Source organism: Mesorhizobium sp. Cs1299R1N1 (assembly GCF_037179655.1).
Classification (GTDB): Bacteria; Pseudomonadota; Alphaproteobacteria; order Rhizobiales; family Rhizobiaceae; genus Mesorhizobium; species Mesorhizobium salmacidum.
Genome location: NZ_JAPYKR010000011.1, coordinates 142,800 through 159,067, shown reverse-complemented (window position 1 = coordinate 159,067; position 16,268 = coordinate 142,800). Strand labels below are relative to the sequence as shown.

The 16,268-nt window shown below is 59.6% G+C and carries 15 protein-coding genes and 1 pseudogene; 9 read left to right on the top strand and 7 right to left on the bottom strand.

Annotated features, from left to right (window positions below; all coding sequences use genetic code 11):
* Positions 1-17: 17 nt before the first annotated feature.
* From O7A70_RS23830 to O7A70_RS23820, 3 genes and pseudogenes are all read left to right on the top strand, one after another.
* A pseudogene (locus tag O7A70_RS23830) lies at positions 18-164 on the top strand (DUF4236 domain-containing protein); the annotation flags it as partial.
* Between the two features lie 150 nt (positions 165-314).
* Positions 315-1,169, top strand: a complete 855-nt coding sequence (locus tag O7A70_RS23825) for a hypothetical protein (protein WP_337142660.1) — start codon at positions 315-317, stop codon at positions 1,167-1,169.
* A 914-nt stretch (positions 1,170-2,083) separates the two neighbouring features.
* Positions 2,084-2,416 (top strand): antibiotic biosynthesis monooxygenase family protein, encoded by a 333-nt coding sequence (locus O7A70_RS23820; protein WP_337128972.1) that lies wholly within the window; start codon positions 2,084-2,086, stop codon positions 2,414-2,416.
* A 187-nt stretch (positions 2,417-2,603) separates the two neighbouring features.
* Here O7A70_RS23820 and O7A70_RS23815 read toward each other — a convergent pair whose 3' ends face one another.
* From O7A70_RS23815 to O7A70_RS23785, 7 genes are all read right to left on the bottom strand, one after another.
* Positions 2,604-2,996, bottom strand: coding sequence for a hypothetical protein (locus O7A70_RS23815; protein ID WP_337142599.1), 393 nt, complete (start codon positions 2,994-2,996; stop codon positions 2,604-2,606).
* A 124-nt stretch (positions 2,997-3,120) separates the two neighbouring features.
* Positions 3,121-3,396, bottom strand: a complete 276-nt coding sequence (locus O7A70_RS23810) for a hypothetical protein (RefSeq protein ID WP_337142598.1) — start codon at positions 3,394-3,396, stop codon at positions 3,121-3,123.
* 92 nt (positions 3,397-3,488) lie between these two features.
* Complete coding sequence (locus O7A70_RS23805; RefSeq protein WP_337142597.1) at positions 3,489-4,385, bottom strand: SDH family Clp fold serine proteinase; 897 nt, start codon at positions 4,383-4,385, stop codon at positions 3,489-3,491.
* Entirely contained in the window at positions 4,382-4,717 is a 336-nt protein-coding gene (locus O7A70_RS23800; protein WP_337142596.1) for a DUF6527 family protein, read from the bottom strand. Before O7A70_RS23800 ends, O7A70_RS23805 begins: the two co-directional genes overlap by 4 nt.
* On the bottom strand, positions 4,714-6,099 hold the full coding sequence (locus O7A70_RS23795) for a ThiF family adenylyltransferase (RefSeq protein WP_337142595.1): 1,386 nt from the start codon (positions 6,097-6,099) through the stop codon (positions 4,714-4,716). Before O7A70_RS23795 ends, O7A70_RS23800 begins: the two co-directional genes overlap by 4 nt.
* The gene (locus O7A70_RS23790; protein WP_337142594.1) at positions 6,096-6,485 is read right to left on the bottom strand and encodes an E2/UBC family protein; all 390 of its coding nucleotides are present in this window, start codon (positions 6,483-6,485) and stop codon (positions 6,096-6,098) included. Before O7A70_RS23790 ends, O7A70_RS23795 begins: the two co-directional genes overlap by 4 nt.
* A gap of 12 nt (positions 6,486-6,497) precedes the next feature.
* Positions 6,498-6,725: a multiubiquitin domain-containing protein gene (locus tag O7A70_RS23785; RefSeq protein ID WP_337142647.1), complete on the bottom strand. Its 228-nt coding sequence runs from the start codon at positions 6,723-6,725 to the stop codon at positions 6,498-6,500.
* A gap of 89 nt (positions 6,726-6,814) precedes the next feature.
* On the opposite strand from O7A70_RS23785, the gene O7A70_RS23780 reads away from it, so the two are divergent.
* From O7A70_RS23780 to O7A70_RS23755, 6 genes are all read left to right on the top strand, one after another.
* A complete protein-coding gene (locus O7A70_RS23780) occupies positions 6,815-7,060 on the top strand; it encodes a DUF6290 family protein (RefSeq protein WP_167480898.1) in 246 nt (81 codons plus the stop codon).
* Complete coding sequence (locus O7A70_RS23775) at positions 7,061-7,303, top strand: hypothetical protein (RefSeq protein ID WP_337142593.1); 243 nt, start codon at positions 7,061-7,063, stop codon at positions 7,301-7,303. It begins immediately after the preceding gene.
* Positions 7,303-7,878, top strand: a complete 576-nt coding sequence (locus O7A70_RS23770) for a Fic/DOC family protein (RefSeq protein WP_337142592.1) — start codon at positions 7,303-7,305, stop codon at positions 7,876-7,878. Before O7A70_RS23775 ends, O7A70_RS23770 begins: the two co-directional genes overlap by 1 nt.
* Positions 7,879-8,484: 606 nt before the next feature.
* On the top strand, positions 8,485-12,111 hold the full coding sequence (locus O7A70_RS23765) for a TerB N-terminal domain-containing protein (protein WP_337142591.1): 3,627 nt from the start codon (positions 8,485-8,487) through the stop codon (positions 12,109-12,111).
* A complete protein-coding gene (locus tag O7A70_RS23760; protein ID WP_337142590.1) occupies positions 12,108-13,430 on the top strand; it encodes an ATP-binding protein in 1,323 nt (440 codons plus the stop codon). Before O7A70_RS23765 ends, O7A70_RS23760 begins: the two co-directional genes overlap by 4 nt.
* Positions 13,411-15,669, top strand: a complete 2,259-nt coding sequence (locus O7A70_RS23755) for a DEAD/DEAH box helicase (RefSeq protein WP_337142589.1) — start codon at positions 13,411-13,413, stop codon at positions 15,667-15,669. Before O7A70_RS23760 ends, O7A70_RS23755 begins: the two co-directional genes overlap by 20 nt.
* The last annotated feature ends 599 nt before the right edge of the window (positions 15,670-16,268 follow it).

The window sequence follows — 16,268 nt, the reverse complement described above, 5'->3', positions numbered from 1 at the left end:
GTTGGGGGACTCAAGGGATGGGGTTTTACGTTCGAAAATCGATCAGCGCGGGGCCGTTCCGCTTCAATTTTTCGTCGGGTGGGGTTGGGGTCTCGGTTGGCGTCAAAGGCCTTCGGATAGGCACGGGTCCGCGAGGCCACTACATCCACGCAGGCAGAGGTGGCCTCTACTATCGCGGCACACTCGGAAAGGCCGGCACAAAAAAGTGTGTGCAACAGTCACCCCCCTACAAGCAGCAAGCTCAACTGCAACCGTCGGCTCCGCAATATGTGACTGATGGCGTCCTGATGAGAGAGATCGAGTCAGGCGACGTCATGGCCATGCGCGATGAGACATTTGCCAATGTCATTGATGAAATCAACGCCAGACAGTCGCAACCACGCCTCGCCGTGGTGCTGGGAGTGCTGTTCGGGATAGCCGGTTTCCTTGTTTGGAAAGCACTCGGAGGCGCGGCGCCTGTGCTTGGGGGCGCCGCATTTCTACCGGGCATGCTGCTCGGCAAATGGTTTGACAGCTATCGCCGGGTGAGCGTGCTCTATTACGACCTCGAGCAAGATGCCGAAGCTGCCTATGGCAGGCTGGTTGCCGCGTTCGAAACGCTTACTCGTTGCGCAGGAACATGGCACGTTGCGGCCGGGGGCAAGATTGAGGATCTGACGACTTGGAAGCGCAATGCCGGCGCCAGCATGCTGGTCGACAAAAAGCCCACGGCGCTCACCAGCATATTACCCGCCGTTGTTCGCAGCAATGTTATACCGCCCTCGATCCAGGTAGGCCGGCAGGTGCTCTATTTCATGCCAGATCTGGTCCTTGTGAAAGACGCAAACCGGTATGGCGCCGTTGCATATGCCGATCTTCGTACACAGTTTGCGCCGACCAATTTCATCGAGGCGGGAAAGGTCCCGTCTGACGCTGAGGTGGTTGGACACACCTGGGCGCACCCCAACAAAAGCGGTGGGCCGGATAGACGGTTCAAGAACAATCGTCAGATCCCCGTCTGCCGTTACGAAGCCTTGCGCCTCTCCAGTGCGACTGGACTGAACGAACTGGTGGAATTCTCCAGGACGAACGTCAGTCAGCCGTTTTGCCAGGCGCTATTGGCCCTCGCGCAATTGCATCGAAACTCCAGTCGCCCGACGGTATCGCTAGACTCACGTTCGAATAGGTGAGCTTGCAGACCAGATTCGCTGTGGCCGGCGCCGATGCACTCTGCGTTCCCGGCTTAAACGTCCACACCACATCCATCTTATTGCCAGCCTCGGCCAACATCGCACCACATCGGCCAGATAGAAGTGCCGAGCGACCGACAGGGGGTGAAACGCCGGCCGCAAGCTTCTGATCTGTCCCGCCTCGTCGCAGAAATGGTGAGCTGCGCTGCAGAGGATTGAACGAGGGACTTAGAACGAGCAGAGGAGCCCGGGGGAAATTCCGTGACCGACTGCCAATTGGCCGAACATTTGCGACGATAACCACGCGATCGTGTTAACTTCTTTGCGACCGGTGAACACAGCCTCGGCTGGGACGGCTTTTGAAACCAGTAAACGCCAGTCTTACGAATCCCTGCCCGCTGCTTTGCTTTCCGTCCATCAGCCGGACGCCGATCTCAGGCTCTCGGAATTGAACGGCGCAATGTGGCATCGAGGCGCTCCGAGTCCGTTCCGTACTCTGACATCGTCTTTGTTCAAGACCCGACACATCGCCCGCTTGTATTCCCTCCGCGCGCCACAACCATCTGGTCCTCTCCTTTTGCTCCCACCACCTCCGCGGTGGCACGTGGATTGCACGGGACATGTGAAGGCTCGCCGATCAAACAAAAATGCAGGCGAAGGAACATGACAAACGGGAAGGAACAGCCGATGCGGAGTTGCTTGGCTGGAAATCAACCGGTTCGGACAGGGTCGTTCGGAGTTCGACGACGCGAGCGGGCCGAAAGCGTAGTTGGAGCATTGGAAGAGGGCGGACCATCAGACGCTGCAGTGCGAAGGCGATAAGAGACTGCTCCCGAGCTTGAACGGTTCATGCCACCCGATCCCAAGCTCATGACGTAACTACGAGTCCAACGATCAACGCATAGGGAATCGCCATGTACATCGCCATGAACCGCTTCAAAGTCCAGAACGGCGCGGAATCCGATTTCGAGGAGGTCTGGAGAAACCGAGATTCCAGCCTTTCGGATATGAAGGGATTCCGAGAGTTCCATTTGCTGCGTGGCGCGATCGACGAGACCGAAGGTTACACCCTATTTGTCTCGCACACAGTGTGGGCAAGCCACGATGATTTCGTCGCTTGGACCAGATCAGACAACTTCCGCGCCGCCCACCGGAATGTCGGCACGACGAAAGTTCTCTACCTCGGTCATCCGCAGTTCGAGGGTTTTTCCATCGTCGAGGGTGCGGCTGAAAGGCGGAAGAGGTAGTCGCGCCGGCAATCGAGCACGGCAGTGAAACCGCCGACCGCCCAGACGGTCGCCACCCAGGTACGCTGCTGGACGCTGGACGAGAGGCAGCCCGGAGAAAGGTGCGGCCGTCGAAGTTACAACAAAGCGGACGCACCATCGTGATATGCGCTGAATGGAGAGATCCACAGCGGCTTTGAGTCAAAGCCTAATGGTATGGCACGCAACCGGCGTTTCGAAGCGCCGCAACGAGCAGATCGATGTGCCCTTGGACCTCATTGTGCGCCTTTTCGCGCAGCGGCAGACTGTCCCAGTTTTCCAATGGATCGATAAAGCTGGCGAGCTCGCTATTGGCCGTGAAGGACATGACCGCCAGCCCGTCCTTGCTCAATGCAAGGAGTCCGGTTGTTCCGGTCGTATAGCGGATGGCGGCAATGCGCTGAAATTGAGGATCACCGTCGATCCGAACCTCAAAGAGAAACCGCCCTGAAGTCTGTCGGGCTATCCTGGCTGCCTTGTCGCCAAAGCTCAGGGCCAGCATCCTAACGCTTGCGGCCGCCATTTCGAACAAAAGAGCATCTAGGTCAATGTCTGAAGCCATGTGCAAACTGTGCGCGAAGCCGCAGCCAGTGCAATCAGCTATGCAAGTTGTTCACAGCGTACCTCATGGCTGTGAACGCGAGAACTCCAATGGCCACGCAACCGTGACAGGCAATCGTAAATCGTCAAAGCGCGACGACCTGGAACAGCAGTGCCGGCACCTGCATGCTGGTCGGCAGAAAGCCGACGTCACTTGCGTTTGAAGTGGTGGATGCCTTGCCCAAAAGCAGCCGTTCATCAATTCGCCAATGAATGGGTGCCACCGGCACTTGCGACTGAGTTCGACCGAACTCACCGGGGAATGCACAGCTTGCGTCGTAACGCCAGTCATCCCACTGAGCCGACGCGCTTGCTCGCAGGACTGTCACCGCCTTTCGAAGCGAGGGCGTGGCGGTCAGCACGGCGCGTTCGTTGTTCCTTTCGGGGTGCCCCCCGGAAGCAACGTTCAACAAAACGCAGGACATCGCGCGCCTGCCCAAGGGGCTTTGCCACTCTAAAGGAGCAGCGACACGTAATTCGATTCGAAAATCCGCTGCTCGCTCTCTATGGACAGACGCAAATGGCAATAGAGCGCCCAGTATCTGCGCCAGACCGGGTCGGTTGGCGGCATGTATTCGATCGTCAAACCGATCTCGGTCGCGGCTTCCCAGCCGATCATCTGAGCGTGTGACTGATATTTGGCGACGTCCAGCAATTCGGCAGTGATTTTCGAGAAATTCTTGCCCCGCCGTTTGAGCAGATTCTCTGCGAAGGACCGCGCCCGATCCCTTACCGACTGGAACTTCCGCACGATCGTGGGGTCGAATTTTTCGAAAGTGATCCGTTCAGTAAGATCGTCGGGTGCTTCGCGAAGCGCCTTTTTTGACGCGTCATAGGCGTTCAAATAGGTCAAAACCGAATAGACTACGTCGGAGCCGTTGCCGTCCTTGGATGAGACCTGAGGATCGATCGGTCCGAGTTCCGATGAGTCGCTCATGACAATCGTGTTGGCGCCGAGCGCCATTAATGTCCCGGCGCTCTTGGCATAATCAGGCACGATGACCCTTAGTTGCCCATCCTCGCCGGCCGCGCTCCTGACCAGCGTGATTAGCTTTTCGGCTGCATCAATGTCGCCGCCGGGCGTATGCAGCAGGAGGTCGATGGGGTCGCCCGGGTTGATGTTGTGAAGCATATCGACAAAGCCAAGCGTATCGATGCGGTCGACAGCCGCCTTGTTGCCAGCGACATAGCAGATCAATTTGGGCTGATCCTTTTCGATGTCGCGGATGAGCGTTTGCCTCTGATAGCGCGCCGCATTCATCGCCGTGTACATGGGTGTCTTTTCGATCGCGCGCGGCGGCTGCGGCGTAATTGGTTGCGGCTCTTCGGCTGCCGCTCCGCTATCGTTCATCGGTCGCTATCCTTAGCCCAGGCAATCCTGCCGTTACGAATGAAGTAATGACACCGTCGTTGACTTCCTTTGAAATCCACACTTGGAGAAATGGTTAGTCGAACGACTTGGTTCAACGTCCAGTAGGGCCGCCGACTTGGATCGGCGTTGAGCATGATCCGATGTCCAGTCCGACAAGGGCAATCGAAGACGATCCACTTCGTTCGATTGACGTCGCCAATGAGCGCGACACCGTTGCGCGGCAACCTGTCCGGCACCTCGTCGGCCGACTCGGCCGCACCGACCACGCGCCAGCGCCAGATCGGAAGCCATTGCCACCAGGAAATCTTCATGCCGTGCCCCACAACTGGCCTAGGAACGGCTCCTCATCGCCCGCCCCCCACTTGCCCTGGGCCACATGGCAATAGTGGCCCTGGCGCGGTAGGGCCTCATTGGTCGAGATCTCGCGATCGTGAAGCCTCAGCAGCGTCTCGGTCGGCCGCTCAGGCGGACCGTAGCCGATCAGGCGATCGAGCAGTTCGTTGACTGCGGCGGCGGCAACCGCGGTCGTGAAGGCAACGACCGCCGGTTCGACCTGGCCCAAGGCCGGTGCGTAGCCCTCGTCTGCCAATCGCTGCCGCTCCTCGGGCGTGCGCATCTCGGCGGCCGCACGTGCCATATCGACCCGACCGCGGCAGACGAGGCAAGCCGCGCCGGGCGTTAGCGTCGTTATCCGGCCGTCAATGCCGGTCAACACCCCTCTACGATCGCTGCTGAGCAAAACGCCCACGTCAATCACCGGGGTCAACAGGAAGGTCGACAGTCGCGACAAGACGAGGCGGCCTGCGTTGTCGTCGGTACAGCCGAAGACGAGATCGCTTGCCCGAAGGGCTTGGGCAACATGCTTGACCGTCACCATGCCCTGGATGGTTGAACAGCGAAGTTCGGGAGCGATCCGCGTCAGATGCGCGGCCAGCACATCCACCTTCGGCTGGCCGACTTCCCGCGGCGTCGAGCCATATACGCGAGTGACGTTGCTCGCCGACAGGGTATCGTTGTCGATCAGTAGGAGATGTCTCACGCCGAGCCGAACAAGCTGTTCAGCGACGGCCGATCCGGTGCCGCCGGCGCCGACAATGGCAACCCGAATGTCGCCGAGCACACTTTGAATATCGGGGCCAAAAGCGCGGACATTGCGATCGAAGATCGCGTCTGGCGTCGCCACTTGGCTTGCGAAACTCGGCAGGAGGCGCCAGCGATCGCCGACTGTCCACACGCGATCAATCGGCGCCGTCTCGCCGTCTTCAGGCGTGACTTCGCCGCTGAAGACAAAGCTCTCGCCGCGCGGTGACGCAATCAGCGTCGCGTATACGCCAGAGCCGCTACGCAACTGAAAGAGATCACCGATCTCACGGTCGACCTGTCGGTCGTGGGGGCTCGGCAGCGGAACGCCCTCTTGGCCAGGATGGGTGTGAAACCAGATCGGGACCGCACCGTCTTTTTCGGCAGCGCCGAGCGCGCCGACATAGCCTTCTGAGCGGATCAGCATGTGGTGCGAACTCTGTTCGCAATAGGCTGCCTGCGGCACCCAGTGCAGCGATCGCCCAAGAAGACGAACCTCGGCGCCGGTGTCGACACGCCGCGCAAGAAGGACGGCAGCGCATTCAAGCGGGTTGCGCGAGGCTGTCGCGACCTCGTCGGCGAGCGAGCCCGGAAGGACCAAGGTGGTGATCATGCGGCGCGCGCTCTCCCCGCTACGTCAAGTTCCTTCCTGACGAGCGTCAGGTAGCTTTCGAGCGAGTCGATGCCGGACCGCCACTGTCCGGCCTGAAAGTGGCGCGACCAGCGCTGCCATGTACGGCCGAGATAGGCCTCCTGCGACTGGGTCGCCTCGATCACCTGCCCATCCATGCGGCGCACCGCAGGCTCAAACCACCACATGTCCGGCGCTACATCCGGGTACCCGGGCGACAGTCGCAGCAGGAGATCAGCTGCGACTGCCGTGAATCCGGACGGCAGCGGAAATGATGGGATAATGATAGCGATCATGCCGCCATCGAGCGAAACGCTATGGCCCGGCGCCCGCGCCTGCAGATAGTCCTGGTCGACCGCTGGCAGCATCGTCGCCTTCCCTCACCCACGGCCAGGATTGATCTGCGCCGGCGCCGTGAAAAAGCGCAGCCCATTGCGCATTTCGACATTCGCGTCAGCCTCGATCTTCACGTCGGATCCGCCCGGTACGACCTCAAAGAGATCGCGATCCGGCCCAATGTCGGGCTCCGGCAACTGCCGCAACTGCGCTCCCGTCAGAACCGACTCGGAGACCTTGTAGTTCATGCGATCTATCTTGATCTCAAACATCTTGGGACGGTCGGGACGCCCGTGCTCGTGATTCTGCGTTTCGCTCATCGTCACCTCCATAATTGATACCGTGATACCACGATACCAAGATGGTTGACAATAGGCTTGTTTTGGTGCAAAACAGCGCAATGAAACAAGCTAAAGCGATGACCGTTCGCCTATCCGAAGAGCAGGCTCAGGCGCTGGAGATGGTCGCCAGCGTTGAAAATCGGCCCGTGTCCGATATTATTCGGGCAGCGATAACTACTCATATTGAGACCCGCAGGCGTGACCCAAGCTTCCAGGCCGGGCTCAAGGACCGCATTTCACAGGCGCGTAAGCTGCTTGACCGCTAGTTGGTCAGCGTCACCTTCGATGACAGGGGAAGCATGAAGAAATCCACTAAACGTCTGACGCCTGGCTCGCCCAGCCATATCCTGGGACAGCGCACCTTTGCGGCGATCACAGCCGTCGAAGGCATCAACTTGAGCGCGGCCAGCCGTAAGCGTCTCGCGGATCTGAAGAAGCGCAAGCTTTCGCCTGACGATCAGCGGGCGGAGATCATCCGCACTTATCAGGACGCCAAGTCACGCGGGTAATGTCGGTCGGTTATGACGCCTTCGACGATCCCTACGCCTATAAGGGCACCAAGACCCTAAAGAACAAGCTTGGCTTGCGCGATCCCGCATTGCTCGAGGCCTTCGAGCTTGAAATGACAACGCTACGCGCTCGCGAGCCGCTACCGCACGGTCGCTATGACCCGAGCCACTATCGCCGCGTCCATTACCACCTGTTCCAGGATGTCTACAGCTGGGCTGGCAAGTACCGCACGGTGCGAACTGCAAAGGCTGGCAATCCATTTTGCTTTCCGGAGTATATCGACGGCGAAATGAAGCGGCTTTTCAATGCGCTTCCGTCGGTGATCGGAGCGGAGACAGCCGAGGGTTTCGTGACCGACGCGGCCCATTTTCTGGGCGAACTGAACGCGATCCACCCCTTCCGCGAAGGCAATGGCCGTTCGCAACTGTCATTCATGGCGATGCTCGGCGAGCGCGCGGGATATCCCATGGATTTTAGTCGCGTCAGGAGAGAGACATTTTTGCCGGCGATGGTCTCAAGCTACGCGGGCGATCTCACCCGATTGGTTCTAGAGCTTCGTCATCTGCTCCGCTGAGAGGTTGGGCGTGTGCCGTTCGAGTCCTTTTTCAAGCCCGGCGTCTCGCGCGTGCGTCTAAACAAGCCAGCAGGCGGACATACAGAGTTCCTCGGACTTTGACGGCACCGAGCCGGCAGGAGTTGTGGTCCTAAGGCAATAAGTGCAACAACTTGATGCACAAATTCGGCATCCTGCCACGCTTCGGCGTAGACACGTAAATTAAACGTGTACACGCGGCCCCGCTCGATTGCCAATCAGGCAGCACGACAGCAATTCGGCTTCGGAATCATTCGCTGCGAGAAATTGGAGTGACAAGCAGCTGGCCGGTGCCCGAGCAAGCCGCGGTCGCTTGCGCGAAGACGGCTGCGGTTGAAACCGGGTCGTCAGCAACACGCCAGCTTATTTCGTGGTTTGGCCCGTTTGCGGACCGACAGCTTCCGGGCCCAAGGCGGCCGTCATCGCACGTGATTGCTTGGGCAAGGTTCGCTTTGACGGTCAGTAAAAGACGGCAGTCAAAATGCGCCACTAAACGTCCGCTCCCGCTCGAACTGGAAATACTTCTGGGCGAGTTCTCAAAAGAACTCATCCGAGCTATGCTCAGAACCGGAGGGCGGGGCAAACGGGATGAGGTTGCCATTTCATTGGACGATGGCAGTCGCCTTGGCGACAGCGCTGAGTGTTGCAGGCACCGCAGCTGGCCAGGATTCCCGATATTCTGCACGACAGATTCAACAGGCCCTTGCTGAACATGGATACGATCTCGGGACCGCGGACGGAATTTGGGGACGTCGGTCGATCAGTGCGCTCAAGGCTTTCCAGAAGGCGAGCAATCTTCCTCAGACTGGTACTTTGGACCAAGCGACGTCAGCGGCGCTTTTTCCGCAACCGCAGGCGACGCGTGACCCGTCGGCGCCCATAGCCACGGATGCGCACCCGTCGCCTTGGGAGCAGCCTGGTGTTCCGACGAAAACAACTCCACAGACAAATAATGGGGAAGCCGGGCAAGCTGGTAGCGATGTCCACCCGGCGCCGCCTTTGCCGGCGTACACCGAGGGGGCTTCAGCCAAATCCGATCGTTTGGCGCCGGAGCCCGACAAGGTCAGAGAGGGGCCAACCATCCCAACGCCGCGTTTGATCTATTTGGGCCTGCTAGGGATCGCAGCCGCGTTCTTTTTCTTGCGGAGACGCCGAAGAAATTCAGCCGCGGAGTCGGTTCCAACCGCATCCGAAAGCAAGCGCAGCGAACCTAAGCGCATTCCCATCCGGTCGGCCAGAACCGATAGGCATCGCCTCCATGTCCCGACCGTTCGCATGGTTCCAGCCCACAATGCTGGTGGAAGACAGCCAGTCGAGCAAAAGCCGGTCCTGCCTGCGGATAATGCGGCTTCTCTCGCGGCACACAACGCCGCCGTCCACGATTTCATCCGTCAGAGAGGAGCGATCCGATGGCCCAAATCAAGGGCCAATCCTTCAGCCGGGCAGCCGTCCGTTCCCGCAAAAACGGGTTGGCAAAGCATAGAGGCCACCAAGGTCACCCCGGTAAAGCCAACGGGATCGCTCGCACCGCATCGTGCTCAGATAGCGGAACCCATTCGACAACGCGGTCCTGTTCTCATTCCCCCTACGGCCGCAATGGATCAGACGCAGCCGTTGGGTTCCGAAAGCAAGCACAGCCAACTTGATAGCGGTCTCGACCAATCGGCTAGAAGCAACAGGCACCTCTTGGTTCGGAACGATCCGATCGTTCCAGCCAATATTGTAGTTGGAAGACAACCGATCGAACATAAACATGCATTGCCATCAGATATTGCGACTTCTGTCGCGGCACATAATAGAGCTGTCGACGACTTCATCAGACAACGCGGAGCCATTAGACCGCCCAAACCAATGCCCCATCCCTCAGCCGCTCCCGCGGAAGCGGGTTGGCAACGCATTGAGGACCCCAAGATCGCCCCCGCAGCGCCAACAACCGAAGCATCGCCCGCATCGGATAATGCTCAGGTTTCGGATCCCATTCGGCAGCGCGGCCCTATTTTTGTTCCCAACACGGCCCGGACGGACCACCCGCGGTGGTTCGACCGGCTACCCGCAGTGCGAGCGAGCCCCGCCGCGCCCCAGTCGGCATATTGGATTCGTGCGAATACAGCAGCAACGGTGGGAAGCCATGACATTTCCGGCGGCATGATCTATGTAGGCGAGCGCCTGCCGAGGCAGGGCAGTTCAACCGACCCGGAGAACTGCCTGATCGACCCGAGATTGACCGTGGGCGCTCACGGCGATCCGCTAGGTCAGACGATGGGCTACTGGCCGTCCTACTCGAGCATTTCGCCCGCGGCGCGAAAATCCTATCTGGACTGGCTTGCCGGATCGCGATCCGATCCCGACGCCTATATCGGATACGTGTTCCTCTACTTCTACGGTCTCGAACGACGCCTCATGTTGGAGGAACGCCCAGCCGACGCCGATGGTGTCGTTGTCGAGGTTCGCCGACTATTGCAGGTGTATGGAGGGAATGGTTCGTTCAAACGTTATGCTGGTGAGTTGCTTTCAGCTTACCAGCTGAAATCGGCTCAGTTGCCGGAAAAATTGGATCTGGAGGTCGAGGAAAATAGCTACGAAATCCCGATAATGCTGAAGGTCGCCCTGGGGATGCGGGTGCGCAGCGGGGAGGCGATCGAGCCGGACCTTTTGTTGGCTTACGTTCTTGCCGACCCCGAAACGAGGGTGCGAACGCCGGCGCGACGGGCACAGACTCTCTTGCGAGAGCTGTTCGCGGAAGCGGTGGAGAAGCAATATCCAAATGGCGTGCGCGTTTCGGCCGCCGGAGTGCGAAAACTGAAGGTCAACTACCGTGCCTGCAGCGGGACGTTCGATCTTGCAATCCGCCCCTTTGGGGGTGACCTCCCGGACATCACAAACCGCAGCGAACCGATAGGCGGTGCACGTCGCATCTTCGACGACTGCACGGATCGGCTCGACAACTACAGCCGCATGCTCGGCCGTTCGGAGGGACTGAGGCCTAGCCTTGCGGCTGTGGCTCAGCTGCCCTTGGGTTTGCGCTTGAAGTATGCTGAAGAGCTTCCTGGTCAGCCTTTGAGCCGGCTGCGAGAACTGTCGAGTGATGATGCGCTGATATCGATCCAACAGCTCGCTGAGTGGGCTGGGATGGAGCCCAATAAAATTTCCGCGCGGGCAAAGCAGAAGGAACTGGCCGCAATTCTGGCAGCCTTTGGCTATGGTCATACCGCCGACCCTTCCTTTTCCCTAAGGTCGGCAAAACCAGACGAACAGGCGATGTTCTTTGGCCTGGAACGTGAAGCTGAAGCTGATCCCGAACCGAGCCAGCATTACCGCCCCATGCAACTGTCAATCATGCTCGGCATGGTGATCGCTTTCGCTGACGGTTTCCTCCACCCCACGGAAGAACGCAGGCTCTTCTCCAAGGTCGATGAGGCGCCCGGCCTCTCGATGGACGAACGTGTACGCCTCAAAGCCGAGATCAAGGTCTGCGCCGCCGATGCCAGCCGCGTAGTGGAATGGACCAAAGGCATACGCGACGTGCCAAAAGACCGCCGCGAAGATCTTGCCGATGAATTGGTGGCAGTCGCCGCGGCGGACGGAACCCTTCACGCGCGAGAAGTGTCGCAACTCGAGAAGCTGTTCCGGCAGATGGGTCTGGACCAAAACTCGCTATATTCGCGCCTGCATGGCAGTGTCGCGCCGCAGAAAAGGCCGCGCGACGGAAATGACGATCTTCCCCTGGTTATCCCCGCCGGGATTCAGCCGCCCGGCATTCCGGTGTCGCCGCCGTCTGCTGGCGCGCCTGCGACGCGCGTCGACATCTCGCGTCTCGAAGCGATCCGACGCGAAACCCGCAGCACGTCCAGCGTCCTTGCCGATATCTTCGTGGATGAAGCAGAGCCGCCGATCGAGCTTCAGCCCGAGATCGAGGAAATCGACACGTCCAATGGGGATGCGCGCTTCGACGGACTGGAGCGACGCTATGGGTGGCTTCTGTCGCAACTGATCGAGCAGGAAACCTGGACGGCTTCGGATTTTGAGCGTTTGATGCGCAATGCCGACCTGATGCCGGGCGCGGCGAAGCAAGCACTAAACGATTGGTCGCTCGACCGCTTCGACGAACTGGTCCTGGATGGCGAGGACCCTGTCATCGTCAACGCCAGCCTGTTTTCCGAAGCTACTCCCCAATCTCCATCGCTTACCGTATCCGTCGAAGGAATGTCAGCATGACGACAAAACCCCCGGCTATCAAGCCGAGAGACCGAGACACCATTATCAGCGCCTTGCGCGCCGGTGTCGTGCCGCGCATCGGTCTCCAGCATATTCAGGTGGGGCGCCAGCGCGAGATCGAAGCGCTAATCCAGGACATCGAGCGGATCAGCAACGGCGGGTCGAGTATCCGTCTCGTCATCGGCGCCTATGGTGCCGGCAAGACCTTCTTCCTGTTTCTCATCAGGCAAATCGCACTTCAGCGCAAGCTCGCTGTCTGCCAGGCCGACCTTTCTCCGGATCGCCGCATCCACGCCACCGGCGGGCAGGCGCGCACGCTCTATGCCGAGCTCGTCACCAGCCTTGCGACTCGCACGGCACCAGACGGAGGCGCGCTCAGAAACATTCTGGAAAGCTACATACAAAAAGCATCCGAACGCGCTTCCTCAAGCGGGACGACTATTGAAACCGGTATCAAGGAAGGCCTTGGCGATCTTCGCGAGATGGTCGGTGGCTATGATTTCGCAAACGTCATCGTTGCCTATGCGCGGGGCTACGAGGAAGGAAACAGCAATTTGCAGGACGCCGCGCTGCGTTGGTTGCGCGGCGAATACACGACTAAGACAGAGGCGCGAGGCGATCTGGGCGTCCGCACCATCATCGACGACGCGTCCTTTTACGACGGCCTGAGATTGCTCGCCCGTTTCACAAGGCTCGCTGGTTTTGGCGGTCTGATGGTCTGCCTTGACGAACTCGTCAATCTCTACAAGCTGCAGAGCGCCCAGGCCCGCAAACAGAATTACGAGCAGATCCTGCGCATCTTCAACGATGTCCTGCAGGGCACAACGCAGGGCATCGGTTTCATTCTGGGCGGCACACCGGAATTTCTGCTCGACACGCGGCGCGGGCTCTACTCCTACGAGGCCTTGCAGTCCCGCCTTGCGGGAAACAGTTTTGCCGGCAATGGCCTGGCCGACTATTCCGGCCCGGTGGTCAATCTGCCGAACCTGACCCCGGAGGAACTCTACCATCTCTTGGAGCGGCTACGCGACGTCTTCGCGGCGGGCGATCAGGAAAAATGGCTGGTGCCGGACGAGGCACTCCATGCCTTCATGGACCATTGCGCCAATCGGATCGGCGAGGCCTATTTTCGGACTCCGCGCAACACGGTGAAAGCCTTCGTCGATCTGCTCGCGATTCTCCAGCAAAACCCCGGCACAGATTGGAAGGACATGCTCGGCGCAGTGGACGTCGCGGAAGATCGAGGCGGTGCAGGCGACCAGCCCATCAACGACGTCGAAGAGGGAGCGGACGACGAGCTTGCAACCCTCCGCATTTGACACGCTTTCCGAGCCGGTCAGGCGCTGGATATGGCATCGGAACTGGTCGTCGCTACGGAATGTCCAGGAAAAAGCTATCCCGGTCATCCTCGCGGGCGGCGATGTCGTGATCTCCGCGCGCACTGCCGCCGGCAAGACTGAAGCCGCCTTCCTGCCGTTGTTGACCCGGTATGCCGAGCACGCAGGCAGCGCCGATGGGTTCGCCATCCTCTATGTCAGCCCGTTGAAAGCGCTGATCAACGATCAGCACCGGCGGCTGGAGAGCCTGTGCGAAGGGAGCGGCGTTCTCCTGCACAAATGGCATGGCGACGTGTCGGCGGACGCCAAAACACGCGCAAGAAAACGACCTTCGGGTATCGTGCTGATCACTCCGGAATCGCTTGAGGCGTTGCTCGTCCGCAGGGGCGGGGAGGTTGCACAGATGTTTTCGCGCCTCGATGCGGTGGTCATCGATGAGTTACATGCCTTCATTGGCACTGAGCGAGGCATGCAGCTGCAGTCGATCCTGAACAGGATCGAAGTGGCGACCGCGCGAGACCGCATCGATCGAATTGGGCTGTCGGCAACACTTGGCGACATGAGCCTGGCTGCCGAGGCGCTGCGGCCCGGCAAGGGCGCTAGCGTCACGATCGTGGAAGGCAAGGACGAAGGAAACGGGGTCCGTTTGCAGATCCGCGGTTACCTGCTGGACGGCACCGCTCCAGGCGATCTCACGGCTACCGCAGACGATAGCGATCCGCCGGGAAAGCCGGCCGAGCCTTTTGAACAATCGACGGTCCCAGCGGCGCTTGCGTCCGACTTGTTTCGTCTGCTGCGCGGCCAGAGCAATCTGCTGTTTGCCGGATCTCGCGCCAATGTAGAGGTCTATGCCGACATGCTGCGTTCGATGTGCGACGAATCGAGCTTTCCAAATGAGTTCTTCCCGCATCATGGCAATCTCGCAAGGGCCATGCGCGAGGAGGTCGAAGCGCGGCTTCGAGACGATCCGCGCCCGACCACGGCGGTCGCGACCACCACCCTGGAACTCGGAATCGACATTGGCGAGGTGGAGACAATCGCCCAGATCGGGCCGGGTTTTTCGGTCGCATCACTTCGCCAGCGCCTTGGCCGATCCGGCCGCAGGGCCGGAAAGCCCGCAACGCTGCGCATGTTCGTCATCGAGCCTCCCATTGGTAAGGGACGACACCCAATCGACCGGCTTCGCCTGGATCTGGTTCAGTCGATTGCTATGGTCGAGTGCCTGCGGGCGGGATGGTGTGAGCCGCCATTGCCGGCTGGACTGCATCTTTCAACGCTCGTCCATCAAGTGATGGCACTGATCGTGCAGACCGGGGGCGTAAGCCCGACGGCCGCCTGGAAACTGTTATGCGAGCGCGGCCCCTTCCGAGCCGTGGACAGGACGTTGTTTGCCGAGTTGCTTCGGTGCATGGCCACGCCCGAAAACCGCTTGATAGAGCAGTCGCCGGATGGCTTGCTCATGATCGGAGAGACCGGGGAAAAGATTACCGAATCGTACGAATTCTATGCTGTTTTCGTCACGGAACGGGAATATCGGATCATTCACGATGCACGCACGCTCGGCACCTATCCGCTGAGTTCACCGCTTGCACGCGGTGAAACGATCATCTTTGCCGGGCGCCGCTGGCAAGTCATCGAAATAGACGATCGCGCCCGTGTCATCATGGTCAAGCCGACACGGGCTGGAAAGCCACCGCATTTCAGCGGCAAGGGGGCGGCCATCCACGATCACGTGTTGGCGACGATGCGCGCAGTTCTCGCATCCGATGAGGCCTTCCCATATCTCGATCCTGCCGCGAACCGGCTGCTGGATGAGGCGCGCAGTTCGTTCCTGGACCTGCAACTGGATCGCCGTTCCATCATTGCGCATGGGGAGGGGGTCCTGATTTTCCCCTGGGTCGGAACCAGGAAGCTGCAGACCCTAACCCTGGCATTGCTGGCTCGCGAGTTCAAAGCATCGCATTTCGGGCATGCCATTGAGCTTCAGGAATGCGAGGCCGAGAAAGCCATCGAAACTCTGCAGGACATAGCTGGTTCGTCCGCGCCAGACGGGGAAGAACTTGCTGCACGACTAGCACAGCCCGCATTGGCAAAGTTCGACACGTTCTTGAGCGATCACTTGATGACATTGGTCACGATGGTGGAGAGAATCAGCGCCAACGACTTGCCACTGATCGCCGTCAACGCACTGGGAATCCATACGACGCACGAAGTCGCATAACCGCCGGGATCGGTTGCTCGCTCTCGGCGCGGGCAGCCGTTCGCATATGTCGAAGGCTGCTATAGAGGACCATCGGCAGTTGACCGGGTCTGCGTGCCGAAAGCGGACACCATGGAGCAAGCGTCAAGGTCTGCAGTCGGCACTATGCGGTCATTACAGAAATGATCTGGACACGGCTGAGATGGGGATTTTTCCGGCCCGGCAGCTCTGAAAGCTGCCACAGCGAACCCGATGCCAGGTAGCTAAGGCGAAGGGATGTTGGCCTTCGCAATCCGGAGCCTGTTACCAGACGTGTTCCTTCCAGTGCCGACCAGGCCGGAAGTCTATGGCACGGTATTGGACCAAAAGATGAGGGCAGACGCTCGTCGGGTGGAGGAGGAGCGTCTAATCGCCGTTTTTGACACCCATCCTTCGAAGCTTCACTACTTATGGAGCCTTGTCCAAATTGGCGAGGCCTGCTCGACCGCAGTTTTTCATCTTTCGGCGACAGGCGGTGCTTTGTGCTCTACGTGGTGAGAACACGCCTTGATTGCTTTTTTTACCCGGCTAGATTGTACCCGCGCTTTCATCTAGGCGCAGATTCGTGATCCTGCCGGACG

Excerpts from the sequence above, each read along its gene's own strand:
- O7A70_RS23770 (WP_337142592.1), top strand. The coding sequence starts at position 7,303 with ATGTCGGTCGGTTATGACGCCTTCGACGATCCCTACGCCTATAAGGGC.
- O7A70_RS23785 (WP_337142647.1), bottom strand. The coding sequence starts at position 6,725 with ATGTTTGAGATCAAGATAGATCGCATGAACTACAAGGTCTCCGAGTCG.
- O7A70_RS23765 (WP_337142591.1), top strand. The coding sequence starts at position 8,485 with ATGAGGTTGCCATTTCATTGGACGATGGCAGTCGCCTTGGCGACAGCG.
- O7A70_RS23820 (WP_337128972.1), top strand. The coding sequence starts at position 2,084 with ATGTACATCGCCATGAACCGCTTCAAAGTCCAGAACGGCGCGGAATCC.
- O7A70_RS23800 (WP_337142596.1), bottom strand. The coding sequence starts at position 4,717 with ATGAAGATTTCCTGGTGGCAATGGCTTCCGATCTGGCGCTGGCGCGTG.
- O7A70_RS23795 (WP_337142595.1), bottom strand. The coding sequence starts at position 6,099 with ATGATCACCACCTTGGTCCTTCCGGGCTCGCTCGCCGACGAGGTCGCG.
- O7A70_RS23780 (WP_167480898.1), top strand. The coding sequence starts at position 6,815 with ATGGTTGACAATAGGCTTGTTTTGGTGCAAAACAGCGCAATGAAACAA.
- O7A70_RS23790 (WP_337142594.1), bottom strand. The coding sequence starts at position 6,485 with ATGCTGCCAGCGGTCGACCAGGACTATCTGCAGGCGCGGGCGCCGGGC.
- O7A70_RS23760 (WP_337142590.1), top strand. The coding sequence starts at position 12,108 with ATGACGACAAAACCCCCGGCTATCAAGCCGAGAGACCGAGACACCATT.
- O7A70_RS23805 (WP_337142597.1), bottom strand. The coding sequence starts at position 4,385 with ATGAACGATAGCGGAGCGGCAGCCGAAGAGCCGCAACCAATTACGCCG.
- O7A70_RS23825 (WP_337142660.1), top strand. The coding sequence starts at position 315 with ATGGCCATGCGCGATGAGACATTTGCCAATGTCATTGATGAAATCAAC.
- O7A70_RS23815 (WP_337142599.1), bottom strand. The coding sequence starts at position 2,996 with ATGGCTTCAGACATTGACCTAGATGCTCTTTTGTTCGAAATGGCGGCC.